Annotated in this window: 11 protein-coding genes; 3 read left to right on the top strand and 8 right to left on the bottom strand. The window is 47.0% G+C overall.

What is annotated here, in order from left to right:
* Positions 1 to 15: 15 nt before the first annotated feature.
* The 7 genes from BM210_RS19050 to BM210_RS19020 form a co-directional block, all read right to left on the bottom strand.
* A complete protein-coding gene (locus BM210_RS19050; RefSeq protein WP_091171406.1) occupies positions 16 to 2,913 on the bottom strand; it encodes a GAP1-N2 domain-containing protein in 2,898 nt (965 codons plus the stop codon).
* The gene (locus BM210_RS19045) at positions 2,913 to 4,178 is read right to left on the bottom strand and encodes a TRAFAC clade GTPase domain-containing protein (protein ID WP_091171405.1); all 1,266 of its coding nucleotides are present in this window, start codon (positions 4,176 to 4,178) and stop codon (positions 2,913 to 2,915) included. The genes BM210_RS19050 and BM210_RS19045 overlap by 1 nt, the downstream gene beginning before the upstream one ends.
* A gap of 67 nt (positions 4,179 to 4,245) precedes the next feature.
* Complete coding sequence (locus BM210_RS19040; RefSeq protein WP_091171402.1) at positions 4,246 to 4,881, bottom strand: hypothetical protein; 636 nt, start codon at positions 4,879 to 4,881, stop codon at positions 4,246 to 4,248.
* A gap of 79 nt (positions 4,882 to 4,960) precedes the next feature.
* Positions 4,961 to 6,238, bottom strand: a complete 1,278-nt coding sequence (locus BM210_RS19035) for a vWA domain-containing protein (RefSeq protein WP_256223815.1) — start codon at positions 6,236 to 6,238, stop codon at positions 4,961 to 4,963.
* Between the two features lie 370 nt (positions 6,239 to 6,608).
* A complete protein-coding gene (locus tag BM210_RS19030) occupies positions 6,609 to 8,963 on the bottom strand; it encodes a hypothetical protein (RefSeq protein ID WP_256223814.1) in 2,355 nt (784 codons plus the stop codon).
* Positions 8,964 to 9,888: 925 nt separating this feature from the next.
* Entirely contained in the window at positions 9,889 to 13,278 is a 3,390-nt protein-coding gene (locus BM210_RS19025; RefSeq protein ID WP_091171401.1) for a tubulin-like doman-containing protein, read from the bottom strand.
* Between the two features lie 139 nt (positions 13,279 to 13,417).
* Positions 13,418 to 15,166: a VWA domain-containing protein gene (locus BM210_RS19020; RefSeq protein WP_091172512.1), complete on the bottom strand. Its 1,749-nt coding sequence runs from the start codon at positions 15,164 to 15,166 to the stop codon at positions 13,418 to 13,420.
* A 254-nt stretch (positions 15,167 to 15,420) separates the two neighbouring features.
* Between BM210_RS19020 and BM210_RS34885 the strand changes: the two genes are divergently transcribed.
* From BM210_RS34885 to BM210_RS19010, 3 genes are read left to right on the top strand one after another with little or no spacing between them, the layout of a single operon-like run.
* Positions 15,421 to 15,573, top strand: coding sequence for a hypothetical protein (locus BM210_RS34885; RefSeq protein ID WP_177237896.1), 153 nt, complete (start codon positions 15,421 to 15,423; stop codon positions 15,571 to 15,573).
* Positions 15,563 to 16,501 carry a hypothetical protein gene (locus BM210_RS19015; RefSeq protein WP_091171398.1) on the top strand — a complete coding sequence of 313 codons (939 nt, stop codon included), beginning with the start codon at positions 15,563 to 15,565 and terminating at the stop codon, positions 16,499 to 16,501. The genes BM210_RS34885 and BM210_RS19015 overlap by 11 nt, the downstream gene beginning before the upstream one ends.
* A 53-nt stretch (positions 16,502 to 16,554) precedes the next feature.
* Entirely contained in the window at positions 16,555 to 18,324 is a 1,770-nt protein-coding gene (locus tag BM210_RS19010) for a hypothetical protein (RefSeq protein WP_091171397.1), read from the top strand.
* 161 nt (positions 18,325 to 18,485) lie between these two features.
* Here BM210_RS19010 and BM210_RS19005 read toward each other — a convergent pair whose 3' ends face one another.
* Positions 18,486 to 20,159, bottom strand: a complete 1,674-nt coding sequence (locus tag BM210_RS19005) for a ribonuclease J (RefSeq protein WP_091171394.1) — start codon at positions 20,157 to 20,159, stop codon at positions 18,486 to 18,488.
* Between the last annotated feature and the right edge of the window lie 43 nt (positions 20,160 to 20,202).

The following is a 20,202-nucleotide window of genomic DNA, read 5'->3' as shown; positions in this document are numbered from 1 at the left end:
TTTTGTTAATTTTAATCATCGTCCAGCTGACTCATATTTAATTTTTTTGAGAATCGGCTCACTCATTTTGCCTTGCTTGTTCGCTGCTTTAATTTCAATAATATTTTCTCCGGCTTTAAGCTCAATCGTTTTGCTGACACTGGTTTGCCCGACAGCCTGCCCATTCACAAAGATGGTGGGGCTTGGATCCTGAATGTCGGCGGCACCTACTTTGAGCTGGATTGAACTGTTGCGTGTTGTCTCAGGCAATGCTTCAATCGTCACAATAGGCGCTGGCATCGCATATGTAACCTGCTTCTTGACCACCTCGGAGGCCTTCCCGCCGCGGTTAACCGCCTTGAACTCAAATACATTGAGGCCATCCTTCAGATCAATCGTTGTGCTGATCTTGCCGTTTCCGATCAACTGGTCATTCACATAAAGCTTGATCTCAGGGTCGGCATTGCTCGCACTTGCTTGCAAAGTCACGGTAGAGGCAGTAGCTTCCGCAGGCAATGCTTCCACCACAATCACAGGCGCAGGTCCCAAATAAGCGATTAGCATCGAAATGGGGTTGCGGAATACGAATAGTATAATGACAAGAGTAGCGATAACAAGTCCGGTCCTGACAAGCTTACGTCTATTTTTGATAGCAAAACGAATCAGCTTGCCCGACTGCCGGAGCTTGACTGCTTTGAAAAAGGTGACAAAGCTTTCATTCGGAGTCGCCAGCAGCTTTTGTTTAACTTCTTTATCCCTGAACGCCCGGGGATCATGATTATCAAAGTATTTGCTGACCGCAGCCTTGTAATTGGCATCCATCACTTGTCTCATGTTTAAAAATCGCGTGTCTTCCGCAGACCAAACTAGAAAATCATAGATCGTATGAGAGCCTCGGGTTGTCGAGGCGATATAGTCCAGCAATCCATAGTAATCAAATTCAGCCTCATAACCGGAGGCTTGCCCCAGACTTGGTCGATAGAAGGCGTAGACGATTTTACTGAAATGCTCGGGACCGACTTTCGTAAACAGCAGCTTTTTTAAATACTCCTGAATTCTTTCGAGATCCAGCGTATCCAGCCTGTCAATGGCCTTCACAAGCTCGGAATCCTCTTTTTTGGACATTAGCAGCACTTTGTAAATCGTACTGAGCAGGTGAACCGTCTGCTTCTGACGCTTGTCGAGATGACTGTTCAGCTCCTGGTCTACTTTTTCCAGCATAAAACCCAGCTGAACGATATCCTCATACTCCAGATTGCCTGGCTGCAGAGAATCCAACAAATCCAAACGGATTTCAAGCTTCAACTGGCCGCAAAAATCCTCGTACTGCTGATTGCCTGATCGCTCAGGCAGCTCGTCAAAATATCGGTACAAGGCATTCGCTGTTTCCAGCTGCTTGTGAACGGAGTCCGTCTGCAGCAGCTTTTTCACCCTTTTCAGTACCTCATTGGCAAAAAAACGCTGCTGCACGATACTTTCACTATGCTGTATCCAGAAGCGGATTTCTTCCATAAGCGCTTTGACCGATACTGCCTTCGCCATACGGTAAGCAACATAACGTTCCGCCGTTCCAGCCTGCTGTGTGTAAAGTCCCATCATAACTGAATCAAACATTGATTCCCGTCCGAGCAATTGATCGAAAATTTGTGCAGCCTCGCTCATGCCGTCATCAGAACGATTCGCAGCCCGATTGATGAAGATCATAAAGCAGTTGTCCAGCAGCGATTTGACACCCTCATCGGCGAATGCATAATATTGGAGCAGGCAGTTCACATAATCTGGTGAAGGCAAAAACTCGCCGTTCATTAGGTCCCTGCGCGTTAGCGTGATGAATAATTGGTTCAGCCTTACCTTGCTGCTCAGTGTCTCCGCGTTCACATAGGTAACAATTCCTTGCATTGCGGCGTCACGATTGGCCTCATACAGCACCTCATTGCCCTGCTCGATTTCATACAAGGTGTACAGCTCATCATAGGTCTGTACCTTCACCGCCGTTTGACTGTTTATTCCCTGCAGCGCTTCCTCAATAAATTCAAATAAAGGATCAAGCTGATCCTGTGTATGCCGCTTCTTCCAGATCATATCTAGAAAGAAATGCTCCTGTGCCGGAAGTTCTGTATTCAAGAATCGTTGATTGGAAAAATCGAATAAGTGCTCTCGCTCCACATTGCGGTCCGGCTGCCGAATACCGCCCTTTTCCACAAAAACGATATGTAAGCCCTGCTTGCCCTCCGGCTCACTGTTAAATGTCATAAAGCCCAGCTGGCGGCGTGTTGAATAAGGAATACTGCGATAGAGCAGATCCAATAAATCTTTGGCCAGCTCCGCGCTATCCGTAACATCTGTATCCAGCACGATATATATCTTTTTCTTGTTGGCGACAGATGACATCACGGCGTATACAAGCTGTTGGAACCGGATTTGATCAATACCTAACCGGGTTAGCAGCAGCTCGGTTCGATCGATGCTGCGGCTGCGGGCAGCCTCGCGGTATCCGATATCATTAAGCTCTGGAAGCACCTTGCCCTCCCGGATGTCATACGCACTTTGAAAGCTGTTAATTTGCAGCAATCGCTCCGGCTCACGCAGGAATTCTTCCTTACGATCCTTAGGCACCACGAATTGATGCGTGAACGAAGTGCTGCGCTGTCCGGTAAAATCAACCCCAACGTAGCAGCTGCGGCTTATAACCATATCTCCATTCTCTGCGTGAAAGACGACAAGAGCTTCCGGATACAGAGCCTCATTCTCCTCATTCCGTCCCAAAAGCTCCTTTGGAGCCTTATAGACGCAGTAGGGGTTTAAGGTTGTTTTGATAAACGCAGCATCCAGTCCTTCCGACTTGGCTACGGTATCGAAGCCCTCATTCGTCCGAAAAACACCTTCGCGATCCCGTGTAAAATATTGCTGCTGTATCGGTTTACGCGACTCCATCACGTTGCATCTCTCCTAGCCACATAATCAAGCTGGTACAAAAGCCATATGAAAGGCTCATCAACCCGAATCGGATTGATCACTCCGGCAAGCTGGCTTTTAACCGGATTTGCACCTAATGCCGACACAGCGAAATAAGCTGTATTTTTGAAATAAACATCAACCGCATCCTTAAAAGGCCTATCTACCTTTTCAATAAAACGGCTAATTTCCCCATTAATATTTTCAAATTCCGTGCGGTTCAGGAACCCTTTGTGCACGACATTACGGAAGACGTTGCTGTTCGGTTTGATGTATTCACTATCCTCTTCCATCAAATGTGTCAGCATATCGCTTTTGGTCAGCACAATCGCCGTTGGAATATCCGTTTTGCTGTTATGCTGGTGGGCGATGAAATTTTCGAACAGGCTGATAACGACCTCTCGCGGCTCGTCATATCGGTTGGCAAATTCGCCTTCCCCTTCCCCAATATGGATACGCGCCTTATCACGAATACTCCGAATTTGCAGCGGATCGACCAGAAACAAAATACCTGATGAATTTTTCACATGCGCCGCATAAATATCCAGATAATCGCGTTCGACCATACCTTCGCCAGCTACATCAAAAAATACAAGCGTCAGCGGCGCCTCACGTTCATCCTTGAATACAAATTGAAAAATGAACGGCTCCTGCTGCTCATTCGGGTTCGTGGATTGCAGCATACTGCCGCGCTCGAAAATCGGTTCGTGGTAATTTTGCCTGAACTTGCGGCTGATCTCTGCACTTAGCGGCATGCAGGCCGCGTTAAAGTTGGAAGCTGTCGTATTTTGCAGCGTATGGATCAAAGACGTCATATAGACCGATTTGCCCACTTGGGAGGCACCGACAATTGAAATGATATTGCTCGGAACCTTGCCGGCCGAAATCGGCAGCTCGTTATGACAGTTCGGACAAAGGCGGCGTCTCGTTTCTTCACCATAACGATCGGTAATGGCTACCAGCACGTTCTGAATGTAGGTTTTATTCTCTTCTGGAATCGTGAGCGGGTCAATGATCGCTTCCATATCCACCTGCGACAAATTGAATTTGCGGCGCCAATCAGCCAGCTTGCGATCCTCCTGCAGCATAAAATCATCATCATGCTCCTTGACATGACTCGCTCGGAATACCACTTCCTCCGGTTCAAACTTGCTGAAGCAATGTGGGCACACAATACTGTAATAAGGAGGCCGTTCCTTGATAGGCGGCTTTTTATCAAATATTTTTTTAAAAAAATCCAACATGGCTTTACCTCCTTAGAGTGTTTGCCTTAGCAAAACTGATTTCACATGATTATATCGTAAGCCATCGCTATTCAGCGATTAGTTCATACAGCGTCCCAAAGGCTTTACCATCGGTAAAAAATAGTCGGATAAACTCATTCTTCCCAATTTCAATTTCTGGAAGCCGATGACTGCCTGCGGCAAAATCATTAAGAAAGGGGTAAGCAATACCGTCTTCCTTGTTCGCAGGCGACGCCCCCTCCTTTTTTACATAACACAGCGCGTTCTGCGGAACCGCCATTTCACAAAAAAGCTGAATCTGTACCGATTTATATTTACTAAACCATTTATTTCCATATTTAATTGAATAACGTAGACTAGCCTTTCCACCGCTAACACGCGAATAATTATCACGGTCCATTTGCTTTAACGGAACAGGCTGACCGCCTCGAATCAGGCAAGGAAATATCCGATAGCCCTGCACACCGATATGCTCGATGCGCTCCCGATAGCCTGACCTTGTTTTATATTCCTCCCGGGTAAACAGCTTCAGTCGCTTGGATTCCAGCTGCTCTGGATCCTGCTCTGTTCCGTCCCGGAAGCTGTACACATATACAGCCTCCACATGCTTCGGCCATTGCCAGGTGACGATACTCTCCCCATCCAAAGCCTGGCTAGCTGCTTTCACAATTCGGTACTGCATTTCAGGCTCTTCCCATTGCAAAAGAAATCAGCCTCCCATTTAATTACTCCATTAAAGCCATGTAACCAAGCCCACGATCCGATAACAACACAAAGACCGGTTAACGAAATTGCTTGCGTATCGTCTCACCGCCTTGGCGTTCCCCACGAATCGGCTGCTCCAAGACTGTTTTGCGAAATCCATTTCTTCCAGTTCCTGATCCGCCTGGACCCCCTATTGCTATAATAAGGGTAGACAATGAGAGCACCAAAGCGAGAGCCACATCAGCGAACACTCTGACCATATAAGGCTCTACCGATCCTTGTAAACCCGTTTCCAGCATAACGCCTGCAATCAGGCCTCCCAGAGCTCCACCAATGGCAAAGCATTTCGCCAAGAAACGATTATCGAATACGATGCCCAGCGACAAACCAAGCAGTGCGCCAATCATTAGAATCATCATGACTCGCAGCCAGCCGTAGTATCCATCTGCTGATGCACCTGCACGCTCATTCATCAAATGCCAGCGTTGTCCATTTTGATAAATTTGATCGAACGCATTGGTGACACCTTCCACCCGTTTCACATCATGAAAGGTACCCCCTGTCTGCGCAGCAATACGCTGAAGCAACTGATTACCCACTACCTCTGTGGAATCAATGCCCACGGTATGGATCTGAGTCCGCTGCTGCTGATACGGAGTAAGTACCTTGACTTCATCTATATCGCTATATCCGTCAGAAATTAAAATGACAGCTGCTTTACGATTGGCTGCTCGCTCCTTGGTCAGATGCTCCATCGCTGTATTCAGCGCTATGCCAATATCCGTTTGGCCTATCGGCGCTCCAATCGCGTTCAGCTTAGCTGTAAGCTGCGCTCGCGCTGCGGGATCCTTTAGCTTGGTCAATGGAGCAATCAATTGGGTTTGTTCATTAAATGTGAACACCGCAACCTGCTTCCCATCATCCATTTTATTAATTAAAGCTTGTGCGGCTTGAATACTTTGCTTCTGCGGATCATTCGTCTTCATGCTTTCTGACATATCAATGAGCAGAACGTAATCCTTAGGTTTGTCATTGTTTCCCAACTGTAAACCATAAACCCATTGGAACAGGACCCCCGCAGCGAATAACAGCAATAGTGTCGCAGGAACGAGAAATTTCCAGCCCTCGTTCGCATAACGCAGCCTCCAGCTTTTCCCGTTCAGCTGCGGCGAGATGATCTCGGCCAGCAAACAGCCCAAACCTACGACCAATGCAAATTGGCCGAAGTATAAACCCATCAGCAGTGTTTCGTGTATGGTTCCTGACCAGCGGTCGAGGATAAACTCTCCGATTATAAATCCGATTATACCGCTGATTAAACTGAATATGGTTAGTAATCCGTTCCATTTACGCAAATTAATTCTCCCTCCCAAACCCTCCCTGTAGGGAGGGCCCCAAAGGGCGCTGCCCTCTGGACTCCCTTTTTGTATACGCGACTTTTGTGTTCTCGGGCCGCTTTCGTCCCGTTGGGACACGCTTGATTTGTGGTGTGATGCTCGTGTGCTATACTTCCTGTTCTCGGGGCGCCTTCGTCCCGTTGGGACAAGCTCGACTTTGGTGCTTGTGCTGGTTTTGTGTGAGACTTTACTGTTCTTCAATATGGTACTAATTGACTATATCATACCAAATGTTTGTTATTCTTTGAACGAATGTTTGGTATTTGTATATGATTTGTGTCCAGATAGCGACAGCAATCGCCGAAGCGCTGTGCTAATTGAAGCTATTTTACACATTGTCCATGCTATGAAAGGCAAAACCATTTTGCAAATACGTATCGTAATAACGTTTGCCATTTCGGTAATACATCAGATCCTCGATGCGAAAGCCGCCCATAATGTTGAGCTTTTCTATACCGCTATGCTTCATTTCCTGAACACAGCCCAGCTTGTAGGCACGACTGCCCTGATCAATAGCAAACGCATAGCGAATAAATTCACTTTCGTAATCACCAAAAAAATATTTTTCAATATAACGGTGTTTATGTGTTGAATGGTAAACATCAGCACGTATGGCGGCCTCGTTCTCAAGCGTGCTGTACAAATCGCGGAACAGGTCTTCCTTGGAAAGTACCTCTCGGTTATCATAGCTGGCAGCTACGTTCGCCCGTTCCAGCAGCTCATCTTCGAATGTTTTTTGAAACAGAGGCTGCACAAATACTTCACGCCGCGCCATCGCTATCAACCGCTCCAGCAGATGGTCCTCACCTTGAATCAGCAGCTGCGAAACGTTACCCATTTGCCGCTCTTCAAAATAAAACTGCGCACCCCGACGGGTCTCCAGCTCCATTAAAATCCGCTCAACTCCATGCCTGTAGTACTCATTGATGTTGCGATTTAGATAGTCACTAGTCATCGAAATACTGTTTCGGCTTACATCCTGTAAAACTTTCTCCATTTGTTGCAGCCGCGCTACGAAGGGTTTTGCCCGTTCATGCAGATTCTCTAGCTCTTGCAGGTACAGCTTCAATAACTTCAGCTTCATTCCCTGTAGCAGCAAATCCAGCTTCAATCCATAGATCAATTCGAGCAAAGAGCGACTGAGGCTTTTGACCGAGGTTTTGTTGGCTATCCGACCCCAGAACGATACTTTGGCAAAAGGCTGAGCATCCACACGCTCCGCATACAGCTGCTCCAGCTCTTCTTGTCCTTGCTCCAGAAGCTTCGCAGCTTCCTTCACCTGCTCCTGAAGCGCATGGATCAGACTGCCATTCACACCATCCGCGGAGCACAGATAGGCAGCGTAAAACCCGTACAACGGATGATCAATCAACCGGCTATCCAGCTTCTTCTTCAGCCCTCCGCCAAAATCCCGCTCGACAAAAGCCTTTTCCAGCACTCTTACCATATTTGTATCAAAAAAGAATTGTGCATTCCCTCCATACAAAGCCGACTCTGCCTGACGAAGCGTCATCGAATGCAAATCGGACAAGGAAACATGATCATGCAAAAGACCAAACATTCCGGCTACGGCTCGCTCACGATCCGGTAATAATGAGCGAATATCGTGATCCCACCGCTGTGGCTCCAGATCAAGCAGTTCTTGAACAAACCCAGGTTCCAGCTGCGCATTCTCCTTCATCCGCTCCAGCAGGTGTCTATACATATGATAAACAACGGTCAGCGCTATCGCCGAATTCGGCCGCTTCACCTTGGAAAATCCAGCTGACGCATAAAAACGTCCGTCTCCGTCCGGCGGCGTTGCATTTTGCTTAAAATGCTGATTATTGTAAGCACCGTGCTTTGGATCCAACTCATTCATGGTTTTACGGTTTTTTAATAGATTGAGGTTGCAAATGGTTTCATAGCTGCCTTGCATCCCATGATCCGCGAATATTCCCCGTTCATCCTTATCGCTCAGCAAATATACCACATCGAATAACGGTGATGCCGAATGAACAACAGGAAGACGTACGCCTTCACCCGTCACCTGAAGCATCCCGTCAAAATGATAATCCCTGCTCTGATACACATCCAGCTCCCGCAAAAAACTGACACCTAACGAGGCTTGCAGCGCAAACTGCTCACCGACTGCTTTTTCTTCAAGCAAACCGTACAGATCGATAGCAACGGAACGGAATTGCTCTCCAAAAATCGTTTGCATCAACACCGAAATTTCTGGCAGCAATACATTGGAGGGGGCATCCAGAGAGGTCACAACAGCAATGTTCAAGCGCTGCAGGTGCGTATACATACGCCCAAACTCGGAAATCCGGCTGTTCATCCTGCGTAAAGTGACGTTCAACTCAAGCAGCTTCGTCTCGTCTGCATAAAACTGCTCATGGATCGAGGGTCTGAGGCTTCTCTTGTCTTCCAAAGAGACCGGCAAGCTCCATCCATATACATTATCCAGCGCCGCGGGAGCTTTTGTTCCTATATGCAGATAAACAACACCTGCGGAGTTATTCCACTTTGTGCTGTTCAATGCATGCACTGCCTCCAAGGCTTCCAAGGACTGATCCCCTAAAAAAACAAAAACGATAGGATGGTTGATACTGCGCAGCTCATCCTCATCGATACCCGTGTGATCCATTTGGGCCGTATATGTATTCGCGAATGAGAGCAGCTTTTCGCGTAAATTCACTGTTGTTCAACCTCCCGTCCTTACATTAAGGCTTCCTATTTCTATACTAACGGATGATTTCCCCTCAATCTGAGGCTTCTACCCTCCCAAACCCTCCCTATAGGGAGGGTCCCAAAGGGCGTTGCCCTCTGGACTCCCTCTGCCGTATGCATACTATCGTGTTCTCGGGGCGCTTATCGTCCCTACGGGACACGCTTGGCTTTGGATGTTGCTGTTTCCCAAGCTCTAGTAGGTTTGAAGCGCTTATCGTCCCTTCGGGACACGCTTACTTAAGGCGCTATTACAGACTTTGATATTGTTGCTGTTTCGGGCTAAAGCAGTTCTGGCCAATGAGCGAAAGATAGTATGGAATTGCCTGGGCTTTAGGCTAGTGTTTCTTAAAGAGGTACACCTAGTTGAGCTATACTCCTTTGTGTTGTACTTCTATGAGTTGACTTCTGTATGATGTGCTTCTTTGTGTTGTACTTCTTGGCCTCTACTAAACTGCCAATTTTCTGAGCAATACCTGTTTTTCCTCCAGCATTGCTTCTGTATTTACTCTTGTTCTCGGTTCAAGAACGCTCGGGCTCTTGGGCTCTTAAGTCTTTAAGCGCTTGCGTCTTTAAGCTCTTAGCCTTAAATGCTCTTGTGCTTTAAGCACTTTAAGCACTTAGACGCTTAACCCCTGCTCTGCTGGGTTACAGTCGCCCTTCTACCTTTTCACTAAAAGAAGTCTGTTTGAGGGATTGATTAGGTGAATATGGATTCATGGAGGTTATGGAGGGAAAGGGAATGGTATGGAAAGTGTAACGGCCGCCTTTGAAGTTCGAGTTGTTACCTCTAAACATATAATCAAAACAACTTGAACTTCAACAGCGGTGGAATACCATCCCTTTCCCGGAATAACCGCCACGATGAATCCATATTCACCGAGCCCCACAAAGACTTATTTTAAACTCTTCAAGATGTCATTCACCCTGCTCGACACCTGCTTATAGAACTGATACATCGCTTCGCCGTTGGCCAGCTCGGCACGTTCGTAATCAAGCGCGTCTTTCGATTCCTGATAAGTCTCGGCCATTTGGCGCAGAGTTTCGATCAGCAGCTTGATATCATCCGATGCGCTCAGGCTTTGGCTGCGTCTTGATGCTTTGCGCTGCAGCAGGTTTTGTTGTTTATCGGTAAGCTCACGGAGCTTGCTGTAAATCTCGAAATCGACAAATTTATTGACCTTCATCAAATTAATGAACGGCTCCCAAGGATCTTCATCGGCGTCGTGATCATATACGTAAAGCGCACCTTTTTTGGTGATAGTCGAGGTATAAATAGCTTCAATAAAATTCGTAATCAGCCTCTCCTCGTCCTTATGGGCGTTCAGCAGCTTTTCCAGCTCGGCGATTTTCGCAGCAATTTGGTCGTATTTGTGCAGCTCTTCCTTAACCAGCTTCAACAGCTCTGGTGAACGGATCAGGTTTTCCTTGGCCATATCGGAATTCACGCTGCCAAAAATATCCTTCGTGCGTTCAACTTCAAGGCCTTTTTCTAGCAGCTGCTTCAAATCGCCCACGCAGCGCTGGAGCTCACCCAGATTCGGTCTGGATGCAGCAAGCTGCAAGGAATAACTCTCCAAATAATGGTTCAGATCAAAAGGTTTCGTAAATAAACATTCATAGCGGTTAATCGTCCCGCTGTCTGCCCCTTTTTGGCGGATCACATGAAGGGTTAAAGCACGCTCGAACGAAAAACGCACCTCGGCATTGTAGTTTTTCACCCTTCCGTTCTGATACGTATCGCCCCACGATTTTTCCGGGATCGGCGATGGCAAATAGGTCCAATTGATTTTATCCGTCTGTACCAGATGCCGCCCGACACCCTCCGGCTCAAGAATGGTTCGCTCATAGCTTTCCTCGTATACCTTCATCGGTGTGTAGAGGAATAGCGGGACCCCATTTTGTGTGTTCAACCAGAATATGCGGTTTTTCACTTGGCTTTCCTTAATCGTGAAACGTGAATTGGCAATCGCATTATCCTGGAAATTACGAATACCCTTAAAAATACTTGGCGCTTTAAACGGTACGGAAACAAAACCCCATGAAGGGAAATTAAAATGTCCCGAGCTGTTGCTCAAATGAAAGACTGGCTTTGCTTCTTCATAGAGGCGGCTCGCAATTCGCTGCTCAACAAGCTTCTCGATGGAATCCTCGTGTCCATACTTGATGATCAGGTAATCCTCCATCGATTTAGTGATCAAATCGCCAAAATGATCGGTCAAAAACTCGGAGATCGAGCTGATCACGTCCACTTCCTGCTCCTTGATCCAATGGTTCGATTTGGCAAGCAGCTCACTGGTAAAGTCACGGATCAATTCATTGACGTTCTTCTCATTGGTCACTTCGCCGACTAGCGAAGCAATATCCGGAATACTGACAACGTTCCAGTAATAGGTGCGATTCCCTTTATGATCGACGGCTTCCTCACCATTGGTCAGAATACGGCCATTTTTCTCAAATATTTTATTAAGCTCATTTAACAGTTCAGAAAACACCTGATAAATCCGTGAATTTTCATCATTGATCAATTTATATAAATCCTCATAAAACTCGACCATCTGCTCCATCCGCTCACGGTCGGCATGCAGCAGGTATTCCTGAATTTTGGACTCGATAAAAGCGTCCTTTTTCCGATCCTTGGAGATGAACGCGCTGCGGGCTTCGGTCATTTTCTGCACCGACTGCTCTTCGGCAGACTCCACATCACGAGGGATCCGATAGATGCTTTCACGCAATGCTTCTATATAGGAAGAGATCAGCTTGAGTAAGCAAAAGCCTTTGTCCTGCAAAATAATCCGTGACACGTAGAAAGGGCCTTGCTCGGGATTCCCGAAAATTTTCGTCATTTGCTCAGTGAAGTTTTCCTTGATCTGACCAGGAAGCTGCTTGCGGCTCTTGATGTATTCCTCACGAGCACGTGACAGGAAGCTTTGCTCAAGCTCCGTATCGATATTCACCACCTGCTGCTTGATCACATTGGTATAGCTTAACCGCTCGCTGTTCTCATAGCCGGGAATGGGTTCGGGAACACGTTTGCCGAATTCGCGATGCACGGAGTCCGGATCTATGCCCAGCTTGTGCGCAAGCTTCTCCACTTCTTCCTGCGTGGGTCCAGCATCAAACATCTTTTCCATGCGCTGGAATACTTTATACGCCAAATATGTCGTCATTTCCTCAATCGGCAGCACCGCAGAGGACGCACCCAAAATATTGTATTGGTAGTTGGCGGCATACGTCTTCGGCATTTGATTAATATTCGTACGGATGTTACTGATATAGTCATGGATCGCAAATTCCTCACCGGAGCTTTTGTCCTCGCTGGCCATAAAGTTGGTGATATTCTCCGCCGTTACATTCATACAGTAGTCGTAAGCATTTTCCAGCAGCTTGCCTTCGAGATTGGTAGCTGAAATGAGATGCGCCAAATTAAATGGAGGCATGGGCGAATTAACGTTCAGGATACTAGCGTATTGCTGCTTGAACCGCTCACTGCGCTCATCGACATTCATCCAGTAGTCCAGTTCCTTCATCGCCGCATAGCCGTTCTTTTTAATATATTCGCGTGAATGCTCGGTCAGGCTTTTGTTGGCCAAATTGACGTCAGGCGTGAACAAATAGCCAAGCACATTGACCTTATCTACACCTGCGGAGCCGTAATCGCGCTCCATGATACCCCGTACGATATACGCGATATCGAGGAAACAGCCACTGCCTGTACCTCCGGCAAGGCCCGTCAGTAGGAATACCATCAGCTTCTTGTTCGTGCCTACGGATAGCGATTTTATTTTCCGCTCAATCGTTTGCACAACCTGTACAATTTTCGTAAACAGCAGCAAACGCCCCGCCTGTCTGACACCCGATGCGCCATTAATGCCGTCTGTGATCGTCAGCTCCGGTGACAGCCATTCACGAATGTAAGGCTCCAGAATGCTGCGGTTTTGCAGCACGCTGCCGATCTCGGCATTGGAGAGCAGCACAAATTCGGTTAGCGGATCGAGACCGATGCCTTTATATTTTTTGTTGCGGTCATGCTCATTCGTTTCCAGTGCGAGAAATTCGACATTCGCCGGCTTCTCCTTTTTCTTCTTCGTGAATGGATCCTCCGGCAGCTTGAATCTGCGATTGATCTGGTATTTCAGACGCAGCAGCGCGTCAATCCCTGTACCGCCAAGCCCGATTACGAGCATCGGATTGTCTATCGTATCGACACGAATCTTGTCGCTGATAATGCCTCCGCCCAATGACACATCCAGCTGTTGAATATGCTCTCTGACAACTGCTTTCATTTCGCTTGTCCCCCTATAAGATGACTTGTCCAAATCAGGAAAGTTCAGGATAAGGAGGTGTGTCTTCGACCGTGTCAATTGTCCACATCTCCTACTGCGATATAATGCCGCATCCTGTTTCATGGTTTGCACATGGATTTTATTTAATAAATTCAACCGTGATGGATTTATTTATATTTTGTAATAAAATTTTAATGCGATCGTTGTTTTTAAGCTCCTTGCCATTCACTGCGTCAAATACACGACCGCCTTTTTCGATAACACAACCGGATTGATTGTACAGAACGACTGTGTCACCAGGACCCGGCTTGAACACAATCTGCCTCGTTTCGGCAAATTCCGGCGCCAACTGCAGCAGCTGGTGAAGCTCCACCTTGCCCTTGAACGCATTCAGCTTGCGGTACTGCGGAGTCGTTCGCTCTCCGGTGTCCTCATCTTTGATTTCAACGACCAATTGCCCGAAAAAGCCTTTGTTCGCTTTCTTCCAGCGGGATATTGCGAACAACCCGGCAGCGATCAACACAAGCAGAATACCCGCAATCCAGGCGATAGGCCCAACTAGCGCATTAGTGCTTCCCGCAGTCGCTTCACTGCTACCAGCAGGCGGGGTCGGTGCAGGCGCAGGTGCGCTCGATCCTGCTTTTTTGGCGGATACGGTGACCGGTTGTGATTCGCGAACAAAGCTCGCATCCTCCGCCTTTACCTTGATTTCATAATCATGCGCCTCAGCAAACTTGAATGTTCCTTCTATCCCTTGAACGGAAGCGGTAAGTGGTGTTTCTGACGTTTTTTTCGTATCGAGATCGGTTACGACCAGCGCCGCCTTTAGATTTTTGTATAATTCGGCATCGGTTATCTTGGCGCCGTTGGACTCCAAAAATGCTTTAATCGGCACCGTGTCGCCAGGCTTATAAGAATTAGACGACAAAACCTCCATCGACACCTGCACATCGTAGTTATAAATTAAATTAATGTCGATTTTTTCTTTTGGTACGCCTTTAATTTGCAGCTTCCAATCGCCCTGAATCGGGCTTAACAGCTTGATTAGCGTATATGCGGAGGAAGCGGAGTAAATAATTTTGTCGGAAGGGATCGTTTGCTGCTGACCGGCCGGATTAATTAGCTTCGCCTCAACAGGCTTGGATGACATCATGGAAATGTTGGCTTCCAGCACACTCGCATTAGGAATGTTGATCGTTACATCCTGAAACTGGCCGTTCGCCGTAATGCCTGTGAGCGGCACCACCTTAAGCTTCAGGTGACTCGCATAAATTTCACTTAAGATTTGCGGCAGCTTGTCAGCCGTCGAGGTAATAAACAGCTTTCCGCCTGTGTCAGCCGAAATGCGCTCCAAAACATCCTTGTTCAACGTACCGTCTGCATTCAAGCCAATCGTGTAGATCGGTATGCCCTTATCCTTGGCTTTCTTGACAGCTTCATTCAACACTTGATCTGACTGCTGCTGACTCTTTCCGGCATTCAGTGAGTTGTTGCCATCTGTCAGCAGAACAATCAAGGGTACATGCCCAGGCTCGCTGCCACCGGATTCAAGGATTTTTACAGCTTCATTGACTCCAACAGCTATGTCCGTATAAGGTCCTCTCGTCAGCTGATCGATGAATGTTTTCAAGCTTTGCTTGTCAGCTGCACTGCCGATCTTAAGCAGCGCCTTTTCACGCAATATTTGATCTGTGTACGCCACCACACCGATCTTGTCACCCTGGACTGAAGCCATATCAATGAACATTTTCATCGCTTCATAGCTTACCTTGTTCACATCACTTTCGTTCATGGAGCTGCTGACATCCACCGAAAGCACAGCATCGATCTTCGTATCGCTGCCTGCTGCCTGAGTAAGATGCGGAAAAGCAAGCACCAACGCAAGCATGGCGGCAGCGATCGTTATGAGCGTTCTATTATTCTTCACGTTATTAATCCTCCAAAACTTTCAATTACGATTAGACTATCTACTCACCATCTTAATCTTTTAGAGCATAAAATTCCACTGTCCCATTTCTTATGATATTCTTAAGGTTACTTACAGCCCACATATCGAAAAGGAAACGAGCCTTGTCGGACGAATCATAAGGTACCGGACCGTTCAACCTGATATCTGTGGTCGATACATTGGAGGTGCATGAAATGCTGACCTATACCTTGCTCGCGTTAAGCGTTATTTTCGTTTTGAATCGATGGATCCAGTTTCATAAAAGCAAGCGGAATGAGCTTTCCCTGGACCGCATAGATGCTGAATTCAAAAGTCAATTAAATCAGGGTGACGCCCATGAAAAATAAAATCGCTGCCCATTTCCGTCCCAGCCGTCGAACCAGCCATACCTTTGAACGTTTGAAGCAATGCAAAGGTTGCGGCAGCTACTCCTCATTGTGGGACAATACCTGTATAAACTGCGGAATTGAAGGCAAGTTCACTCCACTGCTGCCCTTGCTGCATACGATTCTGAAACGCCATGCCCAAAGAGACGTATTGATTCTTGGTACGGGAGCCCTTGCAGCAATAGTGCTGGGTAAAAATCTTATGGAAATGCTGATTTCGCTGCTGGCAGGTATTGCACTTATTGTGCTGTATGTCCTGCTGCGCAAAAAATATACGCCCCATCTGGAGAAAAGCTTGCTCAACCAACTACTGCAAAGCGAAAACCGCACGATTCGTGAAGGGCTGCTGCTGGATACTGAGGATGCTGCCGCCGATTTGAAGGCAGAGAATTATAAGCAAGCTTATGAAAAGCTGCGGGAAATCGGTTATTTATTTTCCGGCAATCAAGTGAAAATTCTCAAGATCATATGCCTGAACCACTTTAATCTGCGTAAGGATATGGACCTCGAACTCAGCACGCTGCTGCCTGAAGCGTTCGATGCCGATTTTGTCCTGTATTTATTTGAGGTCAGCAAGGTCAGTCCCGAGCTTGTCAAACGTGACGCTATCGATTACGTTATCCGCTATCGACCAGAAATCGAAGCCCTGCCAGGTGGACGGGCCGCGCTCGCGCTCGTATTCACAGCAGCGTTACGCGTGAAAACTTATGTGGTTCAGTATCAAGATCAAATCGCCGATTTTATCGATGACCTGCCTCGTGAACGTTTGATCAGACTGTTGCAACTGGTCGCCGAAAGCCCGGATTCTTTTCCACAGCTTTACCCAAGACTTACAGCTTTGCTGAAACAGAAGTACGAGGCTGATCCAGAACTTCAGGGGATCATCTAGAACTGTGGTGAATATGTCCCGCTGTTGAAACATGAAAAAAGGAGGGGTGCCCATTGGCTTCTTTCATGTATAAACGCTCGAAACGATCTCGCGATGCGGCTGTTATTGTATTGGCTGCCGCATTGTGCCTGGCCGGATACAAAGGCTATATAAGCTGGCAAAAGACAGAACTATACGCCAAAGGTGTGCAGCTGCAGGCCGCGGGCAACGAGCTGGCTGCTCAGCAAGCTTACTCCAAGGCTCAGCAAATTCGTATGATTGATTATAAAGAGCAGGAAACCGCCGCGGCGCTGACTGCACTGAATCCCGCTGCAGCCCTTAAGGGCTGGTTCACTTCACTTTCCGCCGACCTGAAAGCTGCCGAAAACGTGAACGATATTACACTGCTTCTCAAAACCTATACTACATATCAAGCAAAAGCCACAGAGCTGGCGGGACTTAACGAAGCTTCGCAAAAACGTTTTGCCGAAATGTCAGCCTCCGAGCAAATGGATGAGCGTTTTACCAATGCGTTCGCCTACGCCAAACAGCTTCTGATCAAGAGTCTGGAAAGTGACATCAGCAAAAAGACATTTAATGGAGATAATGCTATCGCTTATTTACTGCAGCTGCCAGCCGCTTACTTTAAGGATGAAAATACGAAGAAGCTGGAGCTGAATAAGCTGCTCGAACGTTATGATCAAGCCCGGCTGGATGCCAGCTTCAAAACCAAAACGGTCGGGGAGGTGTTGAAGGAGGTAGCGGGTATCCGCAAGTTCTACGATGCTTACCATGTCGAGGCCGCATGGCTGCAGCCAAAGCTTGAGACCTATGCTCAATCAACACTTGCAAAGCAGGAAAAAAACGATTTGAAGGGCTTTATTGCTAACGTCCTTCTGTTTCAATCGTCTAAAGAGCTTGGCGGTCCTTCATCCAAAACAAACACTTACATTCAAACGACGATCCGCAAGCAATTTGAACGCGCCGAGCAGCTCGCTTCCACTCAAAAGTTCGCAGATGCCATAGCCTTGTATAAGGTTTTGAACGAATACAAGGACACGGATAAGGAAGTGAGTGAGCTTGAACAGCGTTGGCTCGAAGCTGATCCGCTGCAATTGCTGCGTAAAGCGGCAGGCACTGAGCTTGCCTTTACCAATGTGATTAGTAACAAAGGACAGGCCGGAGCCAAGCTGACAGCTGTAGGAGTGCTTGATAACAAAACTCTGGTGCTGGCCCGCCTGCTTCCTGATCAAAAGATCGAAACCTCGAAGACCGCTATCGATCAGGGCGTCACCATAAAATCGATTCAATGGTCAGACCGGATTGGTGCCAAAAAAGACATCTCGTCCTTATTGCTCGAAGCAGCTTCCAAAACCCGTAAGGCCCGATATATTGCCTACGAGGTTAATGCGCCAGAGCTGTTTAAAGTTCTCGATGTTGAAGCTGATAAATTGGACTACGATCCCACGGGAGCACTCCTAATCGATAATCCGACAGGTGAGGGTGCCGGACAAAAAGCTGTTTACGAGTATCGTAATGGCCGTTATGCCTTTGTCAGGGCGATAGTCGATACCAAGCCCGGTGGAGCAGCGCTGGATATTCCGTTAACCGAGATGACACTCCACAAAAACGAAAAGATCCGTTTCCAAGGCACGATCACCTCGGTTGATGATAACAAAGCGATGATCCAGCTTAATAACGGCTATGTGCTGCTGACCGGCAATGTCCGCTTCAAACAGGGGCCTGTCACGATTACAGGCATATACACAGGGAGCGAGGAAGTGAAGAAGACCCCTGCTCCCGTAACCGAATATAAGGTAACAGTTTTGGAATTGACTCCATAGGGGACTTGTTCGCGGTAGAGGAGCTGCGTAATACCAGATACATCACTATTAAGTAACCGAAAGCAAACAATCCTGCAAATGTTGCAGGATTGTTTGTGTGATATTCGAGGATTTCAAAGATTAGTGGCAATTGAGCTTTGCAGGCCGTGTTCACCGGACTTTCAAATCTCCATAATAATCGGCAGAATGACGGGACGCCTACCTGTCTGCTCATATAAAAATCGCCCTAACACTGCCTTCACATTGATTTTAAGTGAGTTCCATTGATTCACATTTTGGGCCTGTAATTGGGTAATGGTGTTTTTTACGATAAGACTTGCTTCCTCCATCAAATCCTCCGACTCACGAACATAGACGAAACCCCGGGAGATGATATCGGGCCCGGATAAAATTTTACCGTCCATTTTGCTAAGTGTAACCACGACGACAAGAATCCCATCCTCCGACAGATGTTTACGGTCCCTCAATACGATATTACCAACATCACCGATTCCCCAACCATCTACAAGGGTATTGCCTGACGGTATTTTTCGAGTTTGACGGGCCACTTGATTCTCAATGTCAACGACTTCACCGTTATCAATGATGAAAATATTGTCCTTGTCCACTCCCACAGATTCAGCCAGCCATTTATGCTGATGAAGCATACGGAATTCCCCATGAATTGGAATGAAATATTGGGGTTTCATCAAGGTAAGCATTAATTTCAGCTCTTCCTGACTCGCATGTCCGGAAACATGCATCCCTGTTACCGATCCTGACCCGTAAATTACTTTAGCACCGATTCGAAATAAATTATCTACGATACGCGCAACATTTCGTTCATTGCCTGGTATGGGTGTAGCGGCGAGAATGACGGTATCCCCAGCTACAATTTCTGCCTGCCGGTAATTAGAACTGGCCAATCGGGCTAAAGCAGCCATCGGTTCGCCTTGGCTTCCGGTACAGAGGATAGCTACTCGATCAGAGGCCATTTTATTGATATCGCCTGCTTCAATCAGCATGCCTTCAGGAATATTGATATATCCGAGCTGTGATGCGATATTAACTACATTGATCATACTTCGACCCAGCAAGGCCAGCTTGCGATTCGTTATAAATGCCGCATCTACAACTTGCTGAAGACGATGGACATTGGAGGCAAAGGTAGAAATAAACACTTTTTGCTTAGCCTTGCTGAAGGCCTCTTCAATGTGTTCACCTACAATTCGTTCCGATGGAGTAAATCCGGGACGCTCCGCATTGGTGCTTTCGGATAATAAAGCTAATACGCCATTTTTCCCAATTTCGGCCATCTGATGAAAGTCAGGATACTGCTCATTGACAGGAGTCAAATCGAATTTAAAATCTCCCGTATGTACAACTGTACCTTCTGGTGTCTGAAATACGACGCCCAGACAATCAGGAATACTGTGATTGGTTTTAAAAAAGGTTGTAGTCATGGAACCAAGCTCAACACTGGAATCCGAATGGATCTGTATGAGACTAGCTTCGGCAAGCAGACCCGCTTCTTTTAATTTATTTTGAATTAATCCAAGTGTTAGCCTTGTCGCATAAATGGGGATATTCAATTGCTTCAAAATGTAGGGGACCCCACCGATATGATCTTCGTGCCCGTGTGTAATAATCAAAGCCCGCACTTTATCCCTATTTTCCAATAAAAAGCTGATATCCGGAATAATTAAATCAATCCCTAATAAGCTTTCATCGGGAAATTTGGAACCGCAGTCGATGACTACGATGTCATTATCGTATTGTATGATGTACATGTTCTTGCCAATTTCATTGACTCCGCCCAAGGCTGCAATAGATAGCTTATTGCCTACAGTACCCAAATAAGGTCCCCCTATCCAAAACTTCTTTCACTAAGTGTGCGTA

The organism is Paenibacillus sp. 1_12, assembly GCF_900114475.1.
GTDB lineage: Bacteria > Bacillota > Bacilli > Paenibacillales > NBRC-103111 > Paenibacillus_S.
This window is presented reverse-complemented; position numbering and strand designations above follow the sequence as displayed.

Coding starts and splice junctions, on each gene's coding strand:
- BM210_RS19025 (WP_091171401.1), bottom strand. CDS start 13,278: ATGAAAGCAGTTGTCAGAGAGCATATTCAACAGCTGGATGTGTCATTG.
- BM210_RS19020 (WP_091172512.1), bottom strand. CDS start 15,166: ATGCTTGCGTTGGTGCTTGCTTTTCCGCATCTTACTCAGGCAGCAGGC.
- BM210_RS19050 (WP_091171406.1), bottom strand. CDS start 2,913: ATGGAGTCGCGTAAACCGATACAGCAGCAATATTTTACACGGGATCGC.
- BM210_RS19015 (WP_091171398.1), top strand. CDS start 15,563: ATGAAAAATAAAATCGCTGCCCATTTCCGTCCCAGCCGTCGAACCAGC.
- BM210_RS34885 (WP_177237896.1), top strand. CDS start 15,421: ATGCTGACCTATACCTTGCTCGCGTTAAGCGTTATTTTCGTTTTGAAT.
- BM210_RS19045 (WP_091171405.1), bottom strand. CDS start 4,178: ATGTTGGATTTTTTTAAAAAAATATTTGATAAAAAGCCGCCTATCAAG.